General features: G+C 66.3%; 18 protein-coding genes and 3 tRNA genes. 10 read left to right on the top strand and 11 right to left on the bottom strand.

Features of this window, described 5'->3' with window-relative positions:
• Nucleotide 1: 1 nt before the first annotated feature.
• Nucleotides 2–1,879, bottom strand: coding sequence for an alkyl/aryl-sulfatase (locus ACZ50Z_RS23805; RefSeq protein ID WP_464485753.1), 1,878 nt, complete (start codon nt 1,877–1,879; stop codon nt 2–4).
• Nucleotides 1,880–2,044: 165 nt separating this feature from the next.
• On the opposite strand from ACZ50Z_RS23805, the gene ACZ50Z_RS23800 reads away from it, so the two are divergent.
• Nucleotides 2,045–2,536, top strand: a complete 492-nt coding sequence (locus ACZ50Z_RS23800; RefSeq protein WP_464486378.1) for a lipoprotein LpqH — start codon at nt 2,045–2,047, stop codon at nt 2,534–2,536.
• Here the strand turns inward: ACZ50Z_RS23800 and ACZ50Z_RS23795 are convergent.
• The 5 genes from ACZ50Z_RS23795 to ACZ50Z_RS23775 all read right to left on the bottom strand — a co-directional run bounded on the left by ACZ50Z_RS23795 (nt 2,533) and on the right by ACZ50Z_RS23775 (nt 6,528).
• Complete coding sequence (locus tag ACZ50Z_RS23795) at nt 2,533–4,050, bottom strand: sensor histidine kinase (protein ID WP_464485752.1); 1,518 nt, start codon at nt 4,048–4,050, stop codon at nt 2,533–2,535. The two genes, ACZ50Z_RS23800 and ACZ50Z_RS23795, sit on opposite strands and share 4 nt — an antisense overlap.
• Nucleotides 4,028–4,732 carry a two-component system response regulator TcrX gene (tcrX, locus tag ACZ50Z_RS23790; RefSeq protein ID WP_008263107.1) on the bottom strand — a complete coding sequence of 235 codons (705 nt, stop codon included), beginning with the start codon at nt 4,730–4,732 and terminating at the stop codon, nt 4,028–4,030. Before tcrX ends, ACZ50Z_RS23795 begins: the two co-directional genes overlap by 23 nt.
• 153 nt (nt 4,733–4,885) lie before the next feature.
• On the bottom strand, nt 4,886–5,041 hold the full coding sequence (locus ACZ50Z_RS23785) for a DUF6131 family protein (RefSeq protein ID WP_008263106.1): 156 nt from the start codon (nt 5,039–5,041) through the stop codon (nt 4,886–4,888).
• A 22-nt stretch (nt 5,042–5,063) separates the two neighbouring features.
• Nucleotides 5,064–5,303, bottom strand: coding sequence for a hypothetical protein (locus ACZ50Z_RS23780; protein ID WP_464485751.1), 240 nt, complete (start codon nt 5,301–5,303; stop codon nt 5,064–5,066).
• Between the two features lie 280 nt (nt 5,304–5,583).
• Entirely contained in the window at nt 5,584–6,528 is a 945-nt protein-coding gene (locus ACZ50Z_RS23775; RefSeq protein ID WP_464485750.1) for a class I SAM-dependent methyltransferase, read from the bottom strand.
• Nucleotides 6,529–6,653: 125 nt separating this feature from the next.
• On the opposite strand from ACZ50Z_RS23775, the gene ACZ50Z_RS23770 reads away from it, so the two are divergent.
• The 3 genes from ACZ50Z_RS23770 to ACZ50Z_RS23760 are packed head-to-tail and all read left to right on the top strand — an operon-like array spanning nt 6,654 to nt 8,564.
• Nucleotides 6,654–7,013, top strand: a complete 360-nt coding sequence (locus ACZ50Z_RS23770) for a nuclear transport factor 2 family protein (protein WP_464485749.1) — start codon at nt 6,654–6,656, stop codon at nt 7,011–7,013.
• Nucleotides 7,014–7,052: 39 nt separating this feature from the next.
• The gene (locus tag ACZ50Z_RS23765) at nt 7,053–8,051 is read left to right on the top strand and encodes a phosphotransferase family protein (RefSeq protein ID WP_464486377.1); all 999 of its coding nucleotides are present in this window, start codon (nt 7,053–7,055) and stop codon (nt 8,049–8,051) included.
• Between the two features lie 18 nt (nt 8,052–8,069).
• Nucleotides 8,070–8,564 (top strand): hypothetical protein, encoded by a 495-nt coding sequence (locus ACZ50Z_RS23760; RefSeq protein WP_464485748.1) that lies wholly within the window; start codon nt 8,070–8,072, stop codon nt 8,562–8,564.
• A gap of 749 nt (nt 8,565–9,313) precedes the next feature.
• Here the strand turns inward: ACZ50Z_RS23760 and ACZ50Z_RS23755 are convergent.
• The 3 genes from ACZ50Z_RS23755 to ACZ50Z_RS23745 form a co-directional block, all read right to left on the bottom strand.
• Entirely contained in the window at nt 9,314–9,616 is a 303-nt protein-coding gene (locus ACZ50Z_RS23755) for a hypothetical protein (protein WP_464485747.1), read from the bottom strand.
• A gap of 637 nt (nt 9,617–10,253) precedes the next feature.
• Nucleotides 10,254–10,326, bottom strand: a tRNA-Arg gene (locus ACZ50Z_RS23750).
• 42 nt (nt 10,327–10,368) lie between these two features.
• Nucleotides 10,369–10,457, bottom strand: a tRNA-Ser gene (locus ACZ50Z_RS23745).
• 84 nt (nt 10,458–10,541) lie between these two features.
• On the opposite strand from ACZ50Z_RS23745, the gene hisC reads away from it, so the two are divergent.
• Together hisC and ACZ50Z_RS23735 are read left to right on the top strand one after the other, a co-directional pair.
• Nucleotides 10,542–11,609: a histidinol-phosphate transaminase gene (hisC, locus tag ACZ50Z_RS23740; protein ID WP_464485746.1), complete on the top strand. Its 1,068-nt coding sequence runs from the start codon at nt 10,542–10,544 to the stop codon at nt 11,607–11,609.
• A 10-nt stretch (nt 11,610–11,619) separates the two neighbouring features.
• Entirely contained in the window at nt 11,620–12,093 is a 474-nt protein-coding gene (locus ACZ50Z_RS23735) for a DUF4334 domain-containing protein (RefSeq protein WP_464485745.1), read from the top strand.
• Between the two features lie 163 nt (nt 12,094–12,256).
• Here ACZ50Z_RS23735 and ACZ50Z_RS23730 read toward each other — a convergent pair whose 3' ends face one another.
• Nucleotides 12,257–12,841, bottom strand: coding sequence for a TIGR03086 family metal-binding protein (locus tag ACZ50Z_RS23730; RefSeq protein WP_464485744.1), 585 nt, complete (start codon nt 12,839–12,841; stop codon nt 12,257–12,259).
• Between the two features lie 23 nt (nt 12,842–12,864).
• Between ACZ50Z_RS23730 and ACZ50Z_RS23725 the strand changes: the two genes are divergently transcribed.
• The 4 genes from ACZ50Z_RS23725 to ACZ50Z_RS23710 all read left to right on the top strand — a co-directional run bounded on the left by ACZ50Z_RS23725 (nt 12,865) and on the right by ACZ50Z_RS23710 (nt 16,381).
• Nucleotides 12,865–13,689 carry a crotonase/enoyl-CoA hydratase family protein gene (locus tag ACZ50Z_RS23725; protein WP_464485743.1) on the top strand — a complete coding sequence of 275 codons (825 nt, stop codon included), beginning with the start codon at nt 12,865–12,867 and terminating at the stop codon, nt 13,687–13,689.
• Nucleotides 13,690–13,767: 78 nt separating this feature from the next.
• The gene (gene lipE / locus ACZ50Z_RS23720) at nt 13,768–15,006 is read left to right on the top strand and encodes a lipase LipE (RefSeq protein WP_464485742.1); all 1,239 of its coding nucleotides are present in this window, start codon (nt 13,768–13,770) and stop codon (nt 15,004–15,006) included.
• A 28-nt stretch (nt 15,007–15,034) separates the two neighbouring features.
• A complete protein-coding gene (locus ACZ50Z_RS23715; protein WP_008263089.1) occupies nt 15,035–15,223 on the top strand; it encodes a hypothetical protein in 189 nt (62 codons plus the stop codon).
• A gap of 39 nt (nt 15,224–15,262) precedes the next feature.
• Nucleotides 15,263–16,381, top strand: a complete 1,119-nt coding sequence (locus ACZ50Z_RS23710; protein WP_464485741.1) for an Rv2629 family ribosome hibernation factor — start codon at nt 15,263–15,265, stop codon at nt 16,379–16,381.
• Nucleotides 16,382–16,386: 5 nt separating this feature from the next.
• Here the strand turns inward: ACZ50Z_RS23710 and ACZ50Z_RS23705 are convergent.
• Nucleotides 16,387–16,473: transfer RNA gene (locus tag ACZ50Z_RS23705), tRNA-Ser, on the bottom strand.
• Between the last annotated feature and the right edge of the window lie 4 nt (nt 16,474–16,477).

Genomic DNA, 16,477 nt, shown 5'->3' with positions numbered 1-16,477 from the left:
ACTACGGCGTGATGATGTTGAAACTCGGGTCCGGCGCGTCAAGCACATCCAGGAAGGCCTGCAGCGCGCCCCGGTCACCGGATAGCTCCAAGCCGGGCGAGGTGAAGTCACCCGTCGCCACCTCCAACAGCCGAATCTTGTTGGCCAGATTGATGGTAACGGTCGCGGTTGCGGGGTCGGGCGCCGCCTCGCGGTGGACGAGCACCCCGTTACGCAGCGTGAGCCGATAGTTGATGGCGGAGTCCTCGAGGGCGATATCGAGAGCGATGTCGAGATCCCAACCGCGTGGGCCGTTGACCCGGATGGCCAGGCCGTCGAAAATCTGCTCGGGCGTCAGCTGACTCATCATGGACGGTGACGCCGTGGTCGTTGCGGTGCCGAAGTTCCCCTCGCGCAACTCCATCGCCCCGCTCAGGAAGAAATTGCGCCAAGTCGCGTTCTCGGCGCCGTAGGCCAGCTGCTCGAGCGTGTCCGAGTACAGTGCGCGAGCGCCGGAATGCTCGCTATCGGTGAAGATCGCGTGGTCCAACAGTGTTGCGGCCCAACGGTAGTCACCGGAGTCGAATGCCTGTTGCGCGCGGTCGACCACCCGGTCGACGCCGCCCATCGCCTCGACATAGCGGGGCGCGAGCGCCTCGGGGGGATGCGGCCACAGCCGCCCCGGGTTGCCATCGAACCAGCCCATGTAGCGCTGATAGATCGCCTTGACGTTGTGGCTCACCGAACCGTAGTAACCGTGCGTGTGCCACGACCGCTCGAGTGCCGGTGGCATCTCGAACATCTCGGCGATCTCGACGCCGGTGTAACCCTGGTTCAGCAATCGCAGCGTCTGGTCGTGCAGATAGGCGTACAGGTCGCGCTGCACGGACAGGAATTCGACGATGTTGTCTTTACCCCAGGTTGGCCAGTGGTGGGACGCGAACACGACGTCGGCGCGGTCGGCAAAGGTGTCGATCGCCTCGGTGAGGTAGCCCGACCAGGCGTGCGGGTCACGCACCAGCGCGCCACGCAGGGTCAGTAGGTTGTGCAGGTTATGGGTGGCGTTCTCGGCCATGCACAGGGCGCGGAAACGCGGGAAATAGAAGTGCATTTCGGCGGGCGCCTCCGTGCCGGGCGCCATCTGGAACTCGATTTCCACGCCGTCGATCGTGTGTGTTTCGCCGGTGGCGCGGATGTCGATGGTGGGCACGATGACGGCGACCTCACCGGTGGACGTCGTCTGGCCGAGGCCGCAGCCGACCTGATCCAGCGGTCCGCGCGGTAGCAGGGTGCCATACATGTACGTGGCGCGACGCGTCATTGCCGGTCCGGCGTAGACGTTTTCGGAGACCACGTGCTCGACGAAGCCTTCCGGCGCCAGCACGGCCACCGCGCCGGCATCCACGTCGGCTTGCGAGGTGATGCCCAGTACGCCACCGAAGTGGTCGACGTGGCTGTGGGTGCAGATCACGGCGACGACGGGCCGCTGCCCCCCTCGATGCTCGCGGTACAGCGCCAGCGCCGCCGCGGCCACCTCGGTGCAGATCAACGGATCGATGACGATGACGCCGGTATCGGTTTCCACGAACGTCACGTTCGAGATGTCCAGGCCGCGGACCTGGTAGATGCCCGGCACCACTTCGTAGAGGCCCTGTTTGGCGGCCAGCGTCGACTGCCGCCACAGGCTGGGATGTACCGATGTCGGCGCCGGGCCGTCCAGGAAGGCGTATGCGTCGTTGTCCCAGACGACCCGCCCGTCGGCCGCTCGAATCACGCACGGCGACAAGGCCGCAATGAATCCGCGGTCCGCGTCGCGGAAATCCGTGTCGTCCTGGAACGGCAGGGCCTGTTCGCGGTGGGCGGACTCGATGACGGGGCTGGGGGGCTTGTGGTCCACCATTTCCACCTTGCCATTGATGCGGCAGTCCACGAAAGGGAATTCGCCGACCAAATAATGAATACAGCAACAATTTCTCGGGTTCTGGATTCTCGGTCCAGTTAACCCGCATACTGCCCAGACGGCCCTCAATGCCGAGGACCGCAACCTTTGGGCAAAGGAGAACAGGTGAAGCGTCAATTGACTGTCGCGGTGGCAGGAGCGGCAATTCTTGCCGCGGGCATTTCCGGCTGTTCGGGCGGTAACAAGTCGGGAACGAGCACGAGCGGTTCGGCCAGTAGCTCGGGTACCAGCGCGTCGGCGAGCACCGGCGGCGCCGCCGGTACGAAGGTCACCATCGACGGCAAGGACCAGAACGTCACCGGTTCGGTCGTGTGCACAAACGCGGGCGGCACCATCAACATCGCGATCGGTGGGACAGCGACCGGCATCGCCGCCGTGCTCAGCGACGGCAACCCCCCGCAGGTGAAATCCGTTGGGCTGGGCAATGTCAACGGCGTGACGCTCGGCTACACCTCGGGCACCGGCCAAGGCAATGCCACCGCCAGCAAGGACGGCAACAGCTACAAGATCAGCGGCACCGCCACCGGGGTGGACATGGCCAATCCCATGCAGCCGGTGAACAAGCCGTTCGAAATCGATGTGACCTGCACTAGCTAGGTCGATGCGGGCGGTTGCCATCCGTCGGGTGGCAACCGCACCGTGAACTCGGTGCGGCCCGGTGCGCTGTTGACCGCGATCGTCCCGTGGTGCGCCTTCACCACAGCCGAGACGATGGCCAGGCCGAGCCCGGTGCTGCCGCCCTTGCGCGAGCGCGAGGAATCGCCGCGGGCGAACCGTTCGAAGACCTCCGATTGCAGCGCCGCCGGAATGCCGGGTCCGTTGTCGATGACCTGCAGCACGGTGTGCGACGGCTCGGTGCTCAGCCGCGTCGTCACCACGGTGCCCGCGCCGGTGTGGACGCGGGCGTTGGCAAGCAGATTCGTCAGCACCTGGTGGAGCCGCGCCGCGTCGCCGGTGACGACCACCGGTTCTTCCGGCAGGTCGAGTTCCCACTGATGATCCGGGCCCGCGACGTGAGCGTCGTTGACCGCATCCACCGCCAACCGGGACAGGTCGACCGATTCGCGTTCCAGCGGGCGGCCGGAATCCAGGCGGGCCAACAGCAGCAGGTCCTCCACAAGGCGCGTCATCCGCTCGGTCTCGGATGCCACCCGGCTCAACGCCTGCGCCACCGCCTCGCGGTCGTCACCCATCCGTTGCGTCAGTTCGGTATAGCCGCGGATCGCGGCGAGGGGCGTGCGCAGTTCATGGCTGGCGTCGGCGACGAATTGGCGGACGCGGGTCTCGCTGGCTTGGCGCGCCGACAGCGCTTCCGCGATGTGGTCGAGCATCCGGTTGAGCGAGGCGCCGAGTTGTCCCACTTCGGTAGAGGGGTTGGCGTCGGATTCGCGTACGCGCACAGGCAGTTCGACCTCACCGCGCGACAGTGGCAAATCGGCGACCTGACCCGCGGTTTGGGCGACGCGGCGCAACGGAGCGAGTGCCCGCCTGATGATCACGACCCCGGCGATCGTCGCGGCCGCCAGTGCGACCGCGGTGACGATCCCGAAGGTGACGAGCATTCGGATCAGGGTGGCGTCGATGTTTGACATCGAGAGACCGGTGACGATGATGTCGCTGCCGTTGCGGCTCGGGGCCGCGACGACGCGGTAACGGCCGAGGCCGTCCAGGTTCAGCGTGACCGGCGCGCGGTTGCCGGCGATCTGCTCCAGTTGGGTCTGGGCGGTCGGGGTCAGGTCATCCCGGGTGCCGATGCTGGTCAGGTAGCCGGCGTCGACCGTCTTGCCGTGGCTGACCACCGCCGCCACCATGCCCGCCGGTTGGCCCGGGGCATCGAGGAACCGGGGCCCGGGTCCCGGCCTCGGATAGTAGGAATGCTGGTGGTGGTGGTGCCAGCCCGGGTGGTTCGGTTCGGGGTACATCAGCGCCGAGCGGAACGAGGTCCCGGCGAGTTGGCCGTCGAGCTGCTTCACCAGGTGATGGTTCAGCGCCAGCTCGGTCACCGCGGTCATGCCGACGCACACGATCGCCAAGACGACGATCTGTCCGACCAGCAGCCGCAGCCGAAGGGACCAGGCCCGCCGCGGGTCAGCGCGCCGGTTTGAGGACATAACCCGCGCCGCGCAGCGTGTGGATCATCGGATCGCGACCGTTGTCGATCTTCTTGCGCAGGTAGGAAATGTAGAGCTCGACGATGTTGGAGCGGCCGCCGAAGTCGTAACTCCATACCCTGTCCAGGATTTGGGCCTTGCTCAGCACCCGCTTGGAGTTGCGCATCATGAACCGCAACAGCTCAAATTCGGTCGAGGTCAACGAGATTGGCTCGCCGGCGCGGGTGACCTCGTGGCTGTCCTCGTCGAGCACCAGGTCCCCGACCACGAGCTGCGCGCCGCTGTCCACGGTCGTCACCCCGGTGCGCCGCAACAGCGCCCGCAAGCGCAGCACAACCTCCTCGATGCTGAACGGCTTGGTGACGTAGTCGTCGCCGCCGGCGGTCAGGCCCGCGATGCGATCCTCCACGGCATCCTTGGCCGTCAACAACAGCACCGGCAGCTGGGGGATCTCGCCGCGCAGCTTGTGCAGGACGTCGAGGCCGCTCATGTCGGGCAGCATCACGTCGAGGACGACGACGTCCGGACGCTGGTTGCGGGCGGCCGCGATGGCCGATTCCCCGTCGCCCGCGGTAGAGATGTTCCAGCCCTCATACCGCAGCGCCATCGACACCATTTCGGCGAGGACGGGTTCGTCGTCTACGACCAGGACGTTGATGGGGTTGCCGTCTGCGCGGCACATAACAACCCGCTCTACAGAGGTTCGGGGCTGTGTCACAACCTCCAGTATCCGCTACCGACTGAGCCAAGACTATGACGAACCTATGCGCGACCTGTGAAACGAAACGCGCGACTGCCTGGGCAGTCGCGCGTTCGCGCTATTCGGTCGAAGGGGCTAGTACCAGTAGCGTCGGCCGGCGACCGGACGCCCGATCGAGCCCAAGATCCAGAGGATCGCGCCGATCACCAGCAGCACGATTCCCAGCGTGGTCAGCACGGGTACGTGGAAGAAATACCCGAGAACAAGCAAGACAATTCCTAAGATAACCATTTCGACTTCCTTCGGGTGTGGGTTAGAGGTTGATCGATTGCATTGAACTTGGTTGCGGCAGATGGCAATCCGTGACTTTCGGGTTGACACCGAAGTAGTTCAAGGGTCCGGCGATCACGGTCACCGCAACCGTGCCCGCCGAGGCGCATGTTGTTTGGTCGTTTTTGAAGTAATCCCGTTGCCACGCCGCGAAGGCTCCGATCAGCAACCACACCAAAGCAACCGTTCCGATGATCCCGCTGCCACGCATCGTGACCTCCATTGTGGTCGAGAAGAAGTTTTCTCGTGGACGTGAAGTTACCCATTCGACTTATGTCTAAACATGCAATGGGTTATGCGGCAGTGCTTGTCGGCACATCCCGGCACGTCAGAGGTAGTCCAAGCGGTGGCGGGCGACCCGCGCCGCCGGAGCCGGGTAAAGGCGTGCCCGCCGAATCAGCGCAGCTAATTCGGGGACTCTTCCCGCCTCGCGCCATTTGCCGCCCGAAATTGCGGGCTCCGACCGCTAAACAATCAGCGGCACTGTCGATCTCGGCGTCGGATCAACCCGCTCGTCGCTGCGCGGACACGTAGAGGGTGGGCGGCATCGAATCTTCCGCGCCCTGCGGGATGCGCCGGTCATACCGGGCCATCAGCTCCGCGAAAGTCGCGGTCGCGACGTCCCAGCCGCGGCCACGCAGCCAGCCGTCGACGGGCGTGCGTTCCTCCGGGTACCAGAGGTCGTCGAAGTCGGTGATCTCGGCGTTGACCAGCTCCGCGGCCGCGGCCCGCATGCGCCGCATGTCCTCGCGCTGGCGCTGCACACGGTCGGGATCGGTGAAACCCGAATCCGGCACGTTGGACGCCAGCCGGCTGCCCTCGGCGCTCAACGAATCTATCCGCTCGAACAGCAGGTCCTGGGCCTGTGCCGGCAGGTAGCGGACAAGCCCTTCGGCCGACCAGACCGCCGGTAGGGAAGTATCAAACCCCGCTTCCTGCAATGCTTTCGGCCAATCCTGACGCAGGTCTATCGGCACGTTGACCAGCCGCGCGGTCGGCGTCGCGCCGTGGTCGCGCAGCGTGTTGGATTTGAATTCCAGCACCTTGGGCTGGTCGAGTTCGTAGACGACCGTGCCGTCGGGCCAGGGCAGCCGCCAGCTGCGCGCGTCCAGTCCGGCCGCCAGGATCACCACCTGGCGGATGCCGGCGTCGGCCGCGCCCAGAAAGAACTCGTCGAAGAACGCCGTGCGGGTGGCCATGAAGTCGACCATCAGTTGCAGCCGCGCCCGCAGATCGGGCTCGATATCGGCCGCCTTGGCCAACAGCGTCGGGTCGGCATAGATGCTCCACATCCCCTCGCCCGCGGCGTCGACGAACACCCGCGCGAACGGATCCCTGATCAGCGGGTTCTCGCTCTCGGTCTCCGCGGCACGAGCTGCGGCGACGCCGAGCGCGGTGGCGCCGACGCTTTGGGTGATTTCCCAGGAATCGTTGTCGGTCCGCGGCATCGCCAGTTCCCTTCCCCAGAAAGTAAGTTATGCACACTATTCTTCCAGCCGCCGCCGACGGCCGCCGCCCGTCGGCCCTGCCCTAGTCTTTTTCCCAGACGGTCCACAGGTTGCAAGGGAGTGCCATGACGCCCACCCCGTCGCGTACGCCACACGAGGTGTTCGCACACCACGGCGCGGCGCTGGCCGCGGGCGACCTCGACGAAATCCTCGTCGACTACGCCGAGGACTCCGTGCTGATCAGGCCCGCCGGCGTCGCGCGCGGCAGGGAGGCCATCCGCCGGGTCTTCACGCAACTGCTCGCTGATCTGCCGAATGCCCACTGGGACTTGAAGACCCAGCTCTTCGACGGCGATGTGCTGTTCCTGGAATGGGCGGCCGACTCGGCCGCCAGCCGGGTCGACGACGGCGTCGACACCTTCGTGTTCCGCGACGGCATGATCGCGGCGCAGACCGTCCGATACACGCCGCACCGGAAGGGCTGAGCCGTGGACCCCGTGAATCTGGAAGCCGTAGCGGAATGGATGTCCGGGCAGGGCCTCGGGGAGGGCCCGCTGGAAGACGTCTCCAACGTCACCGGCGGAACGCAGAACGTCATGCTGCGGTTCAGCAGGGCCGGCCGGGCCTACGTGCTGCGGCGCGGGCCCCGGCACCTGCGTCCGCGTAGCAACAGCGTGATCCTGCGGGAGACGAAAGTCCTTGCGGCGCTGGCTGGTTCCGACGTGCCGCATCCGCACCTGATCGCCGTCTGCGAGGACCCCGGCGTGCTGGGCGACGCGGTCTTCTACCTGATGGACCCGGTCGATGGATTCAACGCCGGCGAGGGGCTGCCGGCGTTGCACGCGGGCGACGCCAAGGTGCGGCACGGCATGGGGCTGTCGATGGCCGACGCGTTGGCCAAGCTCGGTGCCGTCGACCATGTCGCCGTCGGCCTCGCCGAATTCGGCAAGCCAGAGGGTTTTTTGGAGCGCCAGGTGCCGCGCTGGCTTTCCGAGCTCGAGTCCTACAACGACTACGAGGGGTATCCCGGGCCGCAGATCCCCGGCATCGAGGAGGTGTCGGCCTGGCTGGACCGGCACCGGCCGGCGCACTGGACGCCGGGCATCATGCACGGCGACTACCACGCGGCCAACGTGATGTTCTCACGCACGGGTCCCGAGGTGGTCGCGATCGTCGACTGGGAGATGTGCACGATCGGCGATCCGCTGCTGGACCTGGGCTGGCTGCTGGCCACCTGGCGCCAGCCCGACGGTTCCAGCGTGTTCAGCCACGCCCTGGGCGGACAGGACGGATTGGCCAGCACCGACGAGCTGTTCCAGCGCTACGCGGCCAACACGACCCGCGACCTGTCGCACCTCACCTGGTACACGGTGCTGGCCTGCTTCAAGCTCGGGATCGTGATCGAGGGGACGCTGGCCCGCGCCTGCGCGGGCAAGGCGGAGAAGGAGGTCGGCGACCAATTGCACGCCGCCACCGTGCATCTGTTCGAGCGGGCGCTGCGCCTCATCGACAACGAGGCCTGACCTACTAACATTCGTCTCGTGCCGCCCTATCCCGAGGAACCGGATTACTACTCCGAGCCCACCGCGGCCGCGCGGTACGGCGGCTACTACGACGCCGCGCCCGAGCCGCCCGAACCCCCGACGCCCTGGTACCGCCGCCCGGCGGCGCTGGTCGCGGCAGGCGCGGTCGGCGCGCTATTGCTGGGCGCGATCGTCTTCGCGGCGGTCAAGCTCGCCAGCAATTCGCCGGCGCCCGCCCCGGCAACCACGACGACGCCGACACCGTCGACCACCGCCCCGGTGACCACCACGACGACCGAGGCGCCGCGGCATCACGGCGGAGGCGGCGGGGGCGGCGGTCCGACCGAGACCGTCACCGAAACCGTCCCGCCGCCGAGCACCGACACTCCCACGACGACGGTGCCGCCCAGTACGGTCACGGTGACGCCGAGCACCGAGACCAGCACCGTCACGCAAACCGTGACGGAGCCGCCCCGTCGGGGACCGTTCGGCGGGCCCTTCGGGGGACGCTAGCGGGGTGTCCCCCGGGTTCCGTCAAACCCGGGGGCGCAACGGAATTCGACCGCTTACATCAAGGTGCAAGTGGTGACCCCTGAGGTTGTGCTGCAACCGCAAGCAGACGTCATCAAGGCGCTGGAGGCGATCACCACGGCGGCGAGGATTTTCGTGACACGGGACATGATTCAACTCCGATGTTCGCACGGAACTGACCTGTTGCCCGAGGGCGTTGATATTACGCGTCGGCCGGTATTCGCGGACCGCATTTGCATATCGATGTTTGGGTTGGTTAACGGCTGGCACTCTCCGACCCACCCATCGAGCATCTGCTGAGGCGACACGACAACCCGTCGCCAAGCACCGCGATCACGGCCTGCGTTGCGTCCAAGGAAGTTGTGTACGGATATCAGCTGGCTAGCGGTGTGTTGCAGCCCGAGAGGCGGGCTCGCGTGATCTGTCTGCCGCCCTGCTGAACGACTCACCAACCAAGTGTTACCTGCCTGGCGAATCGAGCTGGCGGATGGACAAGCTCGTCGAGCCCGTGGGCATCACCCGGGCTTTTCCAAGGAGCGCCGGCTGGAGCCTCAAAACACTACCTCGGCGACGCCTCCGGCATGCCACTGTTGGGTTCAGGCGTTTAAGGGCAACAAGGCCGAGACCGCGACGATGCTGCCGTACCCGAAGCCAATCGGCCTTCGTCCCATACATTCGCGTTTCATCGATTAGGGTCTCGCCGACATCGAACACAACTGCTTTTAGCGATACTAGCGACTCTGAAAGCTAAAATACCGACCGAAACATTCGGCCGCTTCCGCCGTCAATTCAGGATGAATTTCCCGCAGCCTGCTTGCAACATAGGATTGCGAACCGGAGAGGTCATATTTTGTCCAATCCACATCCGTCCGCATGGCCTCTTGCATCAACGATTGGATCTTTTCTACCAGCACGCCACCATCCTCTTCGCCATAACGGGCGATGACCTCGTTACTGTCAAATCCCGGCCCGTAAGCCGTATTTCCCGTTGTGAAGGCCCACGTGATCGCATCGCTAAAGTTTTCGATTGTCATGCCTCTTCTCTCCCATCGCGCGAATACCACCGTCTCGGCTCCGGTCAGGGTTGATTTCCACAATTCTTGTCACAGCCGGATTTCCCATGAGCGCTTTTGTCTGGATTCATGACATAGGTGACGGGTGAGTCGGGCCATGGGTTACACCTGGGCGCCGCTGATGAGTCGCGCCATAGGTGACAGTCATGGTTCATGTCCAAAGTGCGTGTCGCCGTCCTTCACGTCATCAGTGGTCACCTCACCGTCACCGCAGCCGCCAAGGCTCAAGCGCTATCGCGAGGGCGGCCTGGAGGCAGTTGACCCACGGTCACGGCGCGCCGTCAGCAAACCCCGCGCGGTCAGCGACGACGTCATCATCGCCATCTTGGGGCTGCATGAACAGCTCGGCACTGATGGTCTAGATGCCGGCCCGGTGACCCTGCAGCCGAACCTGCACCAAGCCGGACTACCGGTGCTCTCACCGCCACCACCGTCACCATCCCGGCCACACCGAGCTACCAACTCATCGCCAGCCACCACATCGACCCTGACCGAAACTACCGGCGCAACCAACAAAAAAGCCCCGGCCGATGGCCGGGGCGATCTGTAACCAATGACGCGACTCAGGTGTAACCCATGACTCGACTCACCACATGAGCGCGCCCGAAGGGATTCGAACCCCTAACCTTCTGATCCGTAGTCAGATGCTCTATCCGTTGAGCTACGGGCGCCTGTTCTTCAGTTGTACTTCCGTGTTCCGTTCAAGGACCCAGCGGAGGCGAGAGGATTTGAACCTCCGGTCCCCTTTGAGGGGGACAACTCATTAGCAGTGAGCCCCATTCGGCCGCTCTGGCACGCCTCCCTTTGGACTTTCTGAGGGTACCGACCCCTTTCCGGTCTCGCGGAACCGGCCATACTGTACACAGTTGAGACATAAACTGTCGAAGTGACCGCCCGTCTGCGCTCCGAGCTGGCCGGACTGCCAGTGTATGTGCCCGGCAAGAACGTGCCCGGCTCGATCAAGCTGGCCAGCAACGAGACCGTTTACGGCCCTCTGCCCAGCGTGCATGCGGCGATCGAGCGGGCCATTGCCGTCGTCAACCGCTACCCGGACAACGCCAGCGTGGACCTCAAGGCGGCGCTGGCTATGCATCTGGGCTCCGACGTCGCCCCCGAGCACATCGCGGTCGGCAGCGGTTCGGTCACCTTGTGCCAGCAGCTCGTTCAGATCACCGCCGCGGCCGGCGACGAGGTGATGATCGGCTGGCGCAGTTTCGAGTGCTACCTGCCGATCATCCAGGTGTCCGGCGCGACCACCGTCCGGGTGCCGTTGACCGACCACACGCATGACCTCGACGCGATGCTCGCGGCGATAACCGACCGCACCCGGCTGATTTTCGTCTGCAACCCCAACAACCCGACGTCCACGGTCGTCGACCCGGACGCGCTGGCCCGCTTTGTGGACGCCGTGCCGTCGCACGTCCTCATCGCCATCGACGAGGCCTACGTCGAGTACGTCCGCGACGGCATGCTGCCCAACAGCCTGGAGCTGGCCCTTAACCGCAGCAATGTCGTTGTGCTGCGGACCTTTTCGAAGGCGTACGGGCTGGCGGGCCTGCGGGTCGGCTATGCGATCGCCCACCCCGATCTGATCACCGCGCTGGACAAGGTCGTCATGCCGTTCGCGGTGACCAACGTCGCACAGGCCGCCGCCATCGCGTCGCTGGACGCCTCCGACGAGTTGATGGCCCGCACCGACGCGCTGGTCCTCGAGCGCACCCGCGTGAGCGACGCCCTGCGCGAGGCCGGGTTCGAGCTGCCGCCGTCGCAGTCGAACTTCGTGTGGCTGCCGCTCGGGTCGCGCACCATGGACTTCACCGAGCAGGCCGCCAACGCGCGCCTGGTGGTGCGGCCGTTCGCGGACGAAGGCATCCGTGTCACCATTGGTGCGCCGGAGGAAAACGACGCCCTGCTGCGTTTTGCCTGCGACTGGATCGCCCGCACCGAACCCTAAGGAGTCGTCCGTGGACCTCGCCCGCAAGAAGTTCATCGAGTTCAAAGAGCGCAGCGGCGACATCGCGGATTCCGAGCTCGACGAGTTCTGGGCAGAGCTTTCGCCCGCCATGCTCGACGAGATGCTCGGCGAGTGGAAGGGCGGCGAGTTTCAGACCGGCCACAAGATGAACGGCCAGCTGGAAAAGGCGGGGTGGTTCGGCAAGACGTTCAAATCCGTCAGCGACGTGCAGCCGCTGGTCTGCCTGGACGCCGACGGCAACAAGTTCTCCAACGTCGAGATGGGCAAGGGCGAGGCCAGCCTGTGGCTGGAGGACTTCCGCGGGGAGGTCACCGCGACCATGGTCTACGACGGCCAGCCGGTGCACGATCACTTCAAGAAGATCGACGACAACGCCGTGATGGGGATCATGAACGGCAAAGGCGTCCGGGACTTCCAGGGCGGGGTGGGCAAGTACTACTACTTCTACCTCGAGCGGGTGTAGGTCCCGAGCCGTCGAGTGTGAACTGACGGCTTTGACTGTGCGTCCAGGGCGACGACACGCCGGGCGGGCCCGCCGTGGGTTCACACTCAAAGCCAAGGCTTCACACTCGACGGGGCGAACTCCGCCGAGCGGGCTATCGCGCCGGCGAAAGCCGTCGAGCGGGCTATCGCGCCGGGTTGCGGCCGGTGAATGCGACCAACTGCTCGAGTGCGCCGGCGTCCGCGGGCACGTCGACTGGGTCGTCGAATCCGGCTTGACCCCGTAATTCCGGCCGGATGATCTGGCGGGCCAGCCCCAGCACGTATTCGGACAGCGGCTCCGGGGCGTCGATCTCGCGGCCCACGGCGGCGGCGTAATCCCAGGCGTGCACCAGGAATTCGATCGACAGGACACCGCACGCACTCTTGGCGGGCATCTCACCCTTGCCGAACGGCACGGACCCGTCCAGGCCGTGGCGGTGCCAGGCGTCCAGCGCCGGGCGGGCCGCCGCGACCACCTTTCGCTCCACCGAATCGCCTTCGGCGGGTTCGGGAATTTCCGCACCCACCATGCCCCCGAGGGCTTTGATCGAATTCAGCAGATGCCCGGTCAGCTGCGCCACGTCGAAATCCGCGCAGGGCGTCCGCCGCGAGACGTCGTCGGCGGCGACGGTATGCAGGACCCGCTGCAGCACCCCGAGGGTGTCCTCGGCGCTGTGCAGCTCGTCGGTCGGCCGGGAATGCGGGCCGGGTCGCAAATCGGGAGCCATATTCGCCACGCTACGGTCTCGATATGGCGCAAGCATATGAATCCGTCACCGTGGAGAAGAAGGACCACGTCGCCCAGGTGACGCTGATCGGGCCGGGCAAGGGCAATGCGATGGGCCCCGCCTTCTGGGCCGAGCTGCCCGAGCTGTTTCCGGAGTTGGACGCCGACCCCGAGGTGCGGGCCATCGTGCTGGCCGGTTCGGGCAAGAACTTCAGCTACGGCCTGGACCTGGCCGCGATGGGCGGGACGCTGTCAGGGGTGCTGGGTGGGGGCGCCTCGGCGCGGCCGCGGGCCGAATTTCACCGAACGGTGCTGCGCATGCAGGGCGCGATCAGCGCGGTCGCCGACTGCCGAACCCCCACCATCGCCGCGGTGCACGGCTGGTGCATCGGCGGCGGCGTCGACCTGATCTCGGCGGTGGACATCCGCTACGCCAGCGCAGACGCCAAGTTCTCGGTTCGCGAGGTCAAACTCGCCATCGTCGCCGACGTCGGCAGCCTGGCCCGCCTCCCGTTGATCCTGAACGACGGGCACCTGCGTGAGCTGGCGCTGACCGGTAAGGACATCGACGCGGCGCGCGCCGAGAAGATCGGGCTGGTCAACGACGTGTACGCCGACGCCGAGGCAACGCTGGCCGCCGCCCACGCCACGGCCGCGGAGATCGCCGCCAATCCCCCGCTGACCGTCCACGGCGTCAAGGACGTGCTCGACCAGCAGCGCATCGCGGCGGTCTCGGAGAGCCTGCGATACGTGGCGGCCTGGAACGCGGCCTTCCTGCCGTCCAAGGACCTGGCCGAGGGCATCACGGCGACGTTCGAGAAGCGTCCGCCGCAGTTCACCGGGGAGTAGTCCGGCCACACGTACCCTCGCTGAGGTGACCTGCGCCGGCGACAATGCAGAGCGCAGCGATGAGGAGGAGCGGCGCCAGTGACCCAGCCTGACGGCAAGATCCGCGTGCCGGCCGACCTGGACGCGGTGACGACGGTCGGCGCCGAGGACCACTCCGATATCGACGCCGCCGCAATCGACCGGATCTGGCAGGCCGCGCGGCATTGGTACCGGGGCGGCTTCCATCCGGCGATCCAGTTGTGCCTCCGCCGGCACGGGCGCGTCGTGCTCAATCGCGCGATCGGGCACGGCTGGGGCAACGCCCCGAGCGACTCGCCCGACGCCGAGCAGATCCCCGTCACGCCCGACACCCCGTTTTGCGTGTACTCGGCGGCCAAGGGGATGGCGGCGACCGTGGTGCACATGCTCGCCGAGCGCGGCGTCTTCTCCCTCGACGATCGGGTGTGCGAGTACATCCCCACCTTCACCAGCCACGGCAAGCACCGGATCACCATCCGGCACGTGATGACGCACAGCGCCGGGCTACCGTTCCCGACCGGCCCGCGACCGGACGTCAAACGCGCCGACGACCACGAGTACGCGCAGCGCAAGCTCGGCGAATTGCGGCCCCTCTACCGTCCCGGGTTGTTCCACATGTATCACGCGCTGACCTGGGGTCCGCTGGTGCGCGAGATCGTGTATGCGGCCACGGGCAAGGAAATTCGCGAAATCCTGGCCACCGAGATCCTCGACCCGCTCGGCTTCCGCTGGACCAACTTCGGTGTCGCCGAGAAGGACCTGCCGCTGGTGGCCCCGAGCCACGCCACCGGGCGCACGCTGCCGCCGGTGGTCGCCCAGATCTTCCGCAAGGCGATCGGCGGAACCGTGCACGAGATGATCCCGATCACCAACACCCCGTTGTTCCTCACCACCATCATCCCGTCGTCCAACACGGTGTCGAACGCCCAGGAGATGTCGCGGTTCGCCGAGATCTGGCGTCGCGGAGGCGAACTCGACGGGGTACGGGTCATCAGTCCGGAGACCATGTACGGTGCGGTAGCCGAATGCCGAAGGCTACGACCAGATTTCGCGGTCGGGCTACAGCCGGCTCGCTGGGGCACGGGCTACATCCTGGGCACCAACCGGTGGGGACCGTTCGGCCGCAACGCGCCGCACGCCTTCGGCAACCTCGGCCTGGTCAACATCGCGGTCTGGGCCGACCCCGCCCGCGGGCTCTCGGCAGGCGTGGTGAGCAGCGGCAAGCCCGGGCGGGATCCGGAGGCCCGCCGGTACACAGCGCTGATGGACACCATCGCCGCGGAAATCCCCCCGGGTTAACGGCCACGGCAGTGGGAACCCTGCCGTCATGGCTACCTATCGAGTGCTCAACCCGAAAGGCGACGTCGTCGCGACCAAGGACATCGACAGCGCCGACGACGCACACGCATGGTTCGTCGACAACAAGGCCGACAACAGCGAGCTCGGCTGGCGCATGGAAGTCGAGCACGACGGCGACTGGCATTTCTTCGACGACAGCGAGGGCGATCGAAGCTAAAGGTGTTTGTGCATCGGCTCGCGGGGCAACCAACAAGGCATGGACTCGCAACGCTTCCGCAAGCTGCTGGACGCACCGGGGCCGTTCGTTTCGGTGTATTTCGACGACTCGCACGACACCCATGACGCCGAGGCTCAACTCGAGCTCAAGTGGCGCGCGGTCAAGGAGGACCTCGAACGCTCTCGCGCCGACGCCACCGTGATCGACGCGATCGAGGACGCGGTCATGAACCTGCGTCCTCCGATCGGCCGAAGCGGGCGCGCGGTGATCGCCAACTCCGACGGTGTGGTGATCAACGAGCACCTGGCCCGCGGCCCCGCCGCGAACGTCGTGCGGGTGTCCGAATTGCCTTACCTGGTACCGATTCTCGAGCAGAGCTTCGATCACCCCGACTACGTCCTGGTGGTCGTCGACCACAGCGGCGCCGACATCACCACCCACATCGGCGGGACGCTGCGCACCGAGACCGTCGACGGCGGCGGCTATCCCGTGCACAAGGCCGCGGGCGCCGAGACCGCCGGCTACGGCGACCCCCAGTTGCGCACCGACGAGGCCGCCCGCAAGAACGTGCGGGCGGTGGCCGATCGCGTCGCCGAACTCGCCGACGACAAGGCGATCGAGGTCATCTTCGTGGTCGGTGAGGTGCGATCGCGCTCCGATCTGCTGGCCGCGCTGCCGGAACGACTGCGCGATCGCGCCGTGGCCCTCGAGGTCGGTGCGCGGCACAGCGGCCACGACTTCGGCGAGATCGAGCAGGCCATCGAAGACGAATTCGTCAAGGGCCAGTTGCGGACGATAGACGATGCCGCACAACGCTTTACCGCCGAGATCGGGCGGCAGTCGGGGCTGGCGGCCGAGGGACTGGGTCCGGTGTGCTCGGCGCTGCGTCAGGGCGCGGTGGAGACACTGATCATCGGCGACATCGGCGACGCCACCGTGGTAGCCGACGAAGACCTGACGACCCTCGCCCCCAACGAGAACGTGCTGTCCGAGCAGGGCGCCGCACCCGCCAAGACGCTGCGGGCCGACGAGGCACTGCCGGTATCCGCGATCTCGGTGGGCGCCGCCCTGGTGCGCACCGACGAGCGGATCTCCCCAGCCGACGGGATCGGTGCGGTGCTGCGCTACGCGCCGACGCTGCACCAGAGCGTCGAGTGAAAGAGCGGTGGCGGAGGGATTTGAACCCCCGGACGGTTTTAGCCGTCTCTCGCTTTCAAGGCGAGTGCATTAGGCCGCTCTGCCACGCCACCACGG

The sequence above is a fragment of the Mycobacterium sp. NTMscope_MAC_269 genome (genome assembly GCF_976985695.1).
The sequence above is the reverse complement of the archived record's forward strand: the minus strand, read 5'-3'. Positions and strand labels throughout refer to the sequence as shown.

Coding starts and splice junctions, on each gene's coding strand:
- ACZ50Z_RS23805 (WP_464485753.1), bottom strand. CDS start 1,879: ATGGTGGACCACAAGCCCCCCAGCCCCGTCATCGAGTCCGCCCACCGC.
- ACZ50Z_RS23795 (WP_464485752.1), bottom strand. CDS start 4,050: ATGTCCTCAAACCGGCGCGCTGACCCGCGGCGGGCCTGGTCCCTTCGG.
- tcrX (WP_008263107.1), bottom strand. CDS start 4,732: ATGTGCCGCGCAGACGGCAACCCCATCAACGTCCTGGTCGTAGACGAC.
- ACZ50Z_RS23785 (WP_008263106.1), bottom strand. CDS start 5,041: ATGGTTATCTTAGGAATTGTCTTGCTTGTTCTCGGGTATTTCTTCCAC.
- ACZ50Z_RS23780 (WP_464485751.1), bottom strand. CDS start 5,303: ATGGAGGTCACGATGCGTGGCAGCGGGATCATCGGAACGGTTGCTTTG.
- ACZ50Z_RS23775 (WP_464485750.1), bottom strand. CDS start 6,528: ATGCCGCGGACCGACAACGATTCCTGGGAAATCACCCAAAGCGTCGGC.
- ACZ50Z_RS23770 (WP_464485749.1), top strand. CDS start 6,654: ATGACGCCCACCCCGTCGCGTACGCCACACGAGGTGTTCGCACACCAC.
- ACZ50Z_RS23765 (WP_464486377.1), top strand. CDS start 7,053: ATGTCCGGGCAGGGCCTCGGGGAGGGCCCGCTGGAAGACGTCTCCAAC.
- ACZ50Z_RS23755 (WP_464485747.1), bottom strand. CDS start 9,616: ATGACAATCGAAAACTTTAGCGATGCGATCACGTGGGCCTTCACAACG.
- ACZ50Z_RS23730 (WP_464485744.1), bottom strand. CDS start 12,841: ATGGCTCCCGATTTGCGACCCGGCCCGCATTCCCGGCCGACCGACGAG.
- ACZ50Z_RS23725 (WP_464485743.1), top strand. CDS start 12,865: ATGGCGCAAGCATATGAATCCGTCACCGTGGAGAAGAAGGACCACGTC.
- ACZ50Z_RS23715 (WP_008263089.1), top strand. CDS start 15,035: ATGGCTACCTATCGAGTGCTCAACCCGAAAGGCGACGTCGTCGCGACC.
- ACZ50Z_RS23710 (WP_464485741.1), top strand. CDS start 15,263: ATGGACTCGCAACGCTTCCGCAAGCTGCTGGACGCACCGGGGCCGTTC.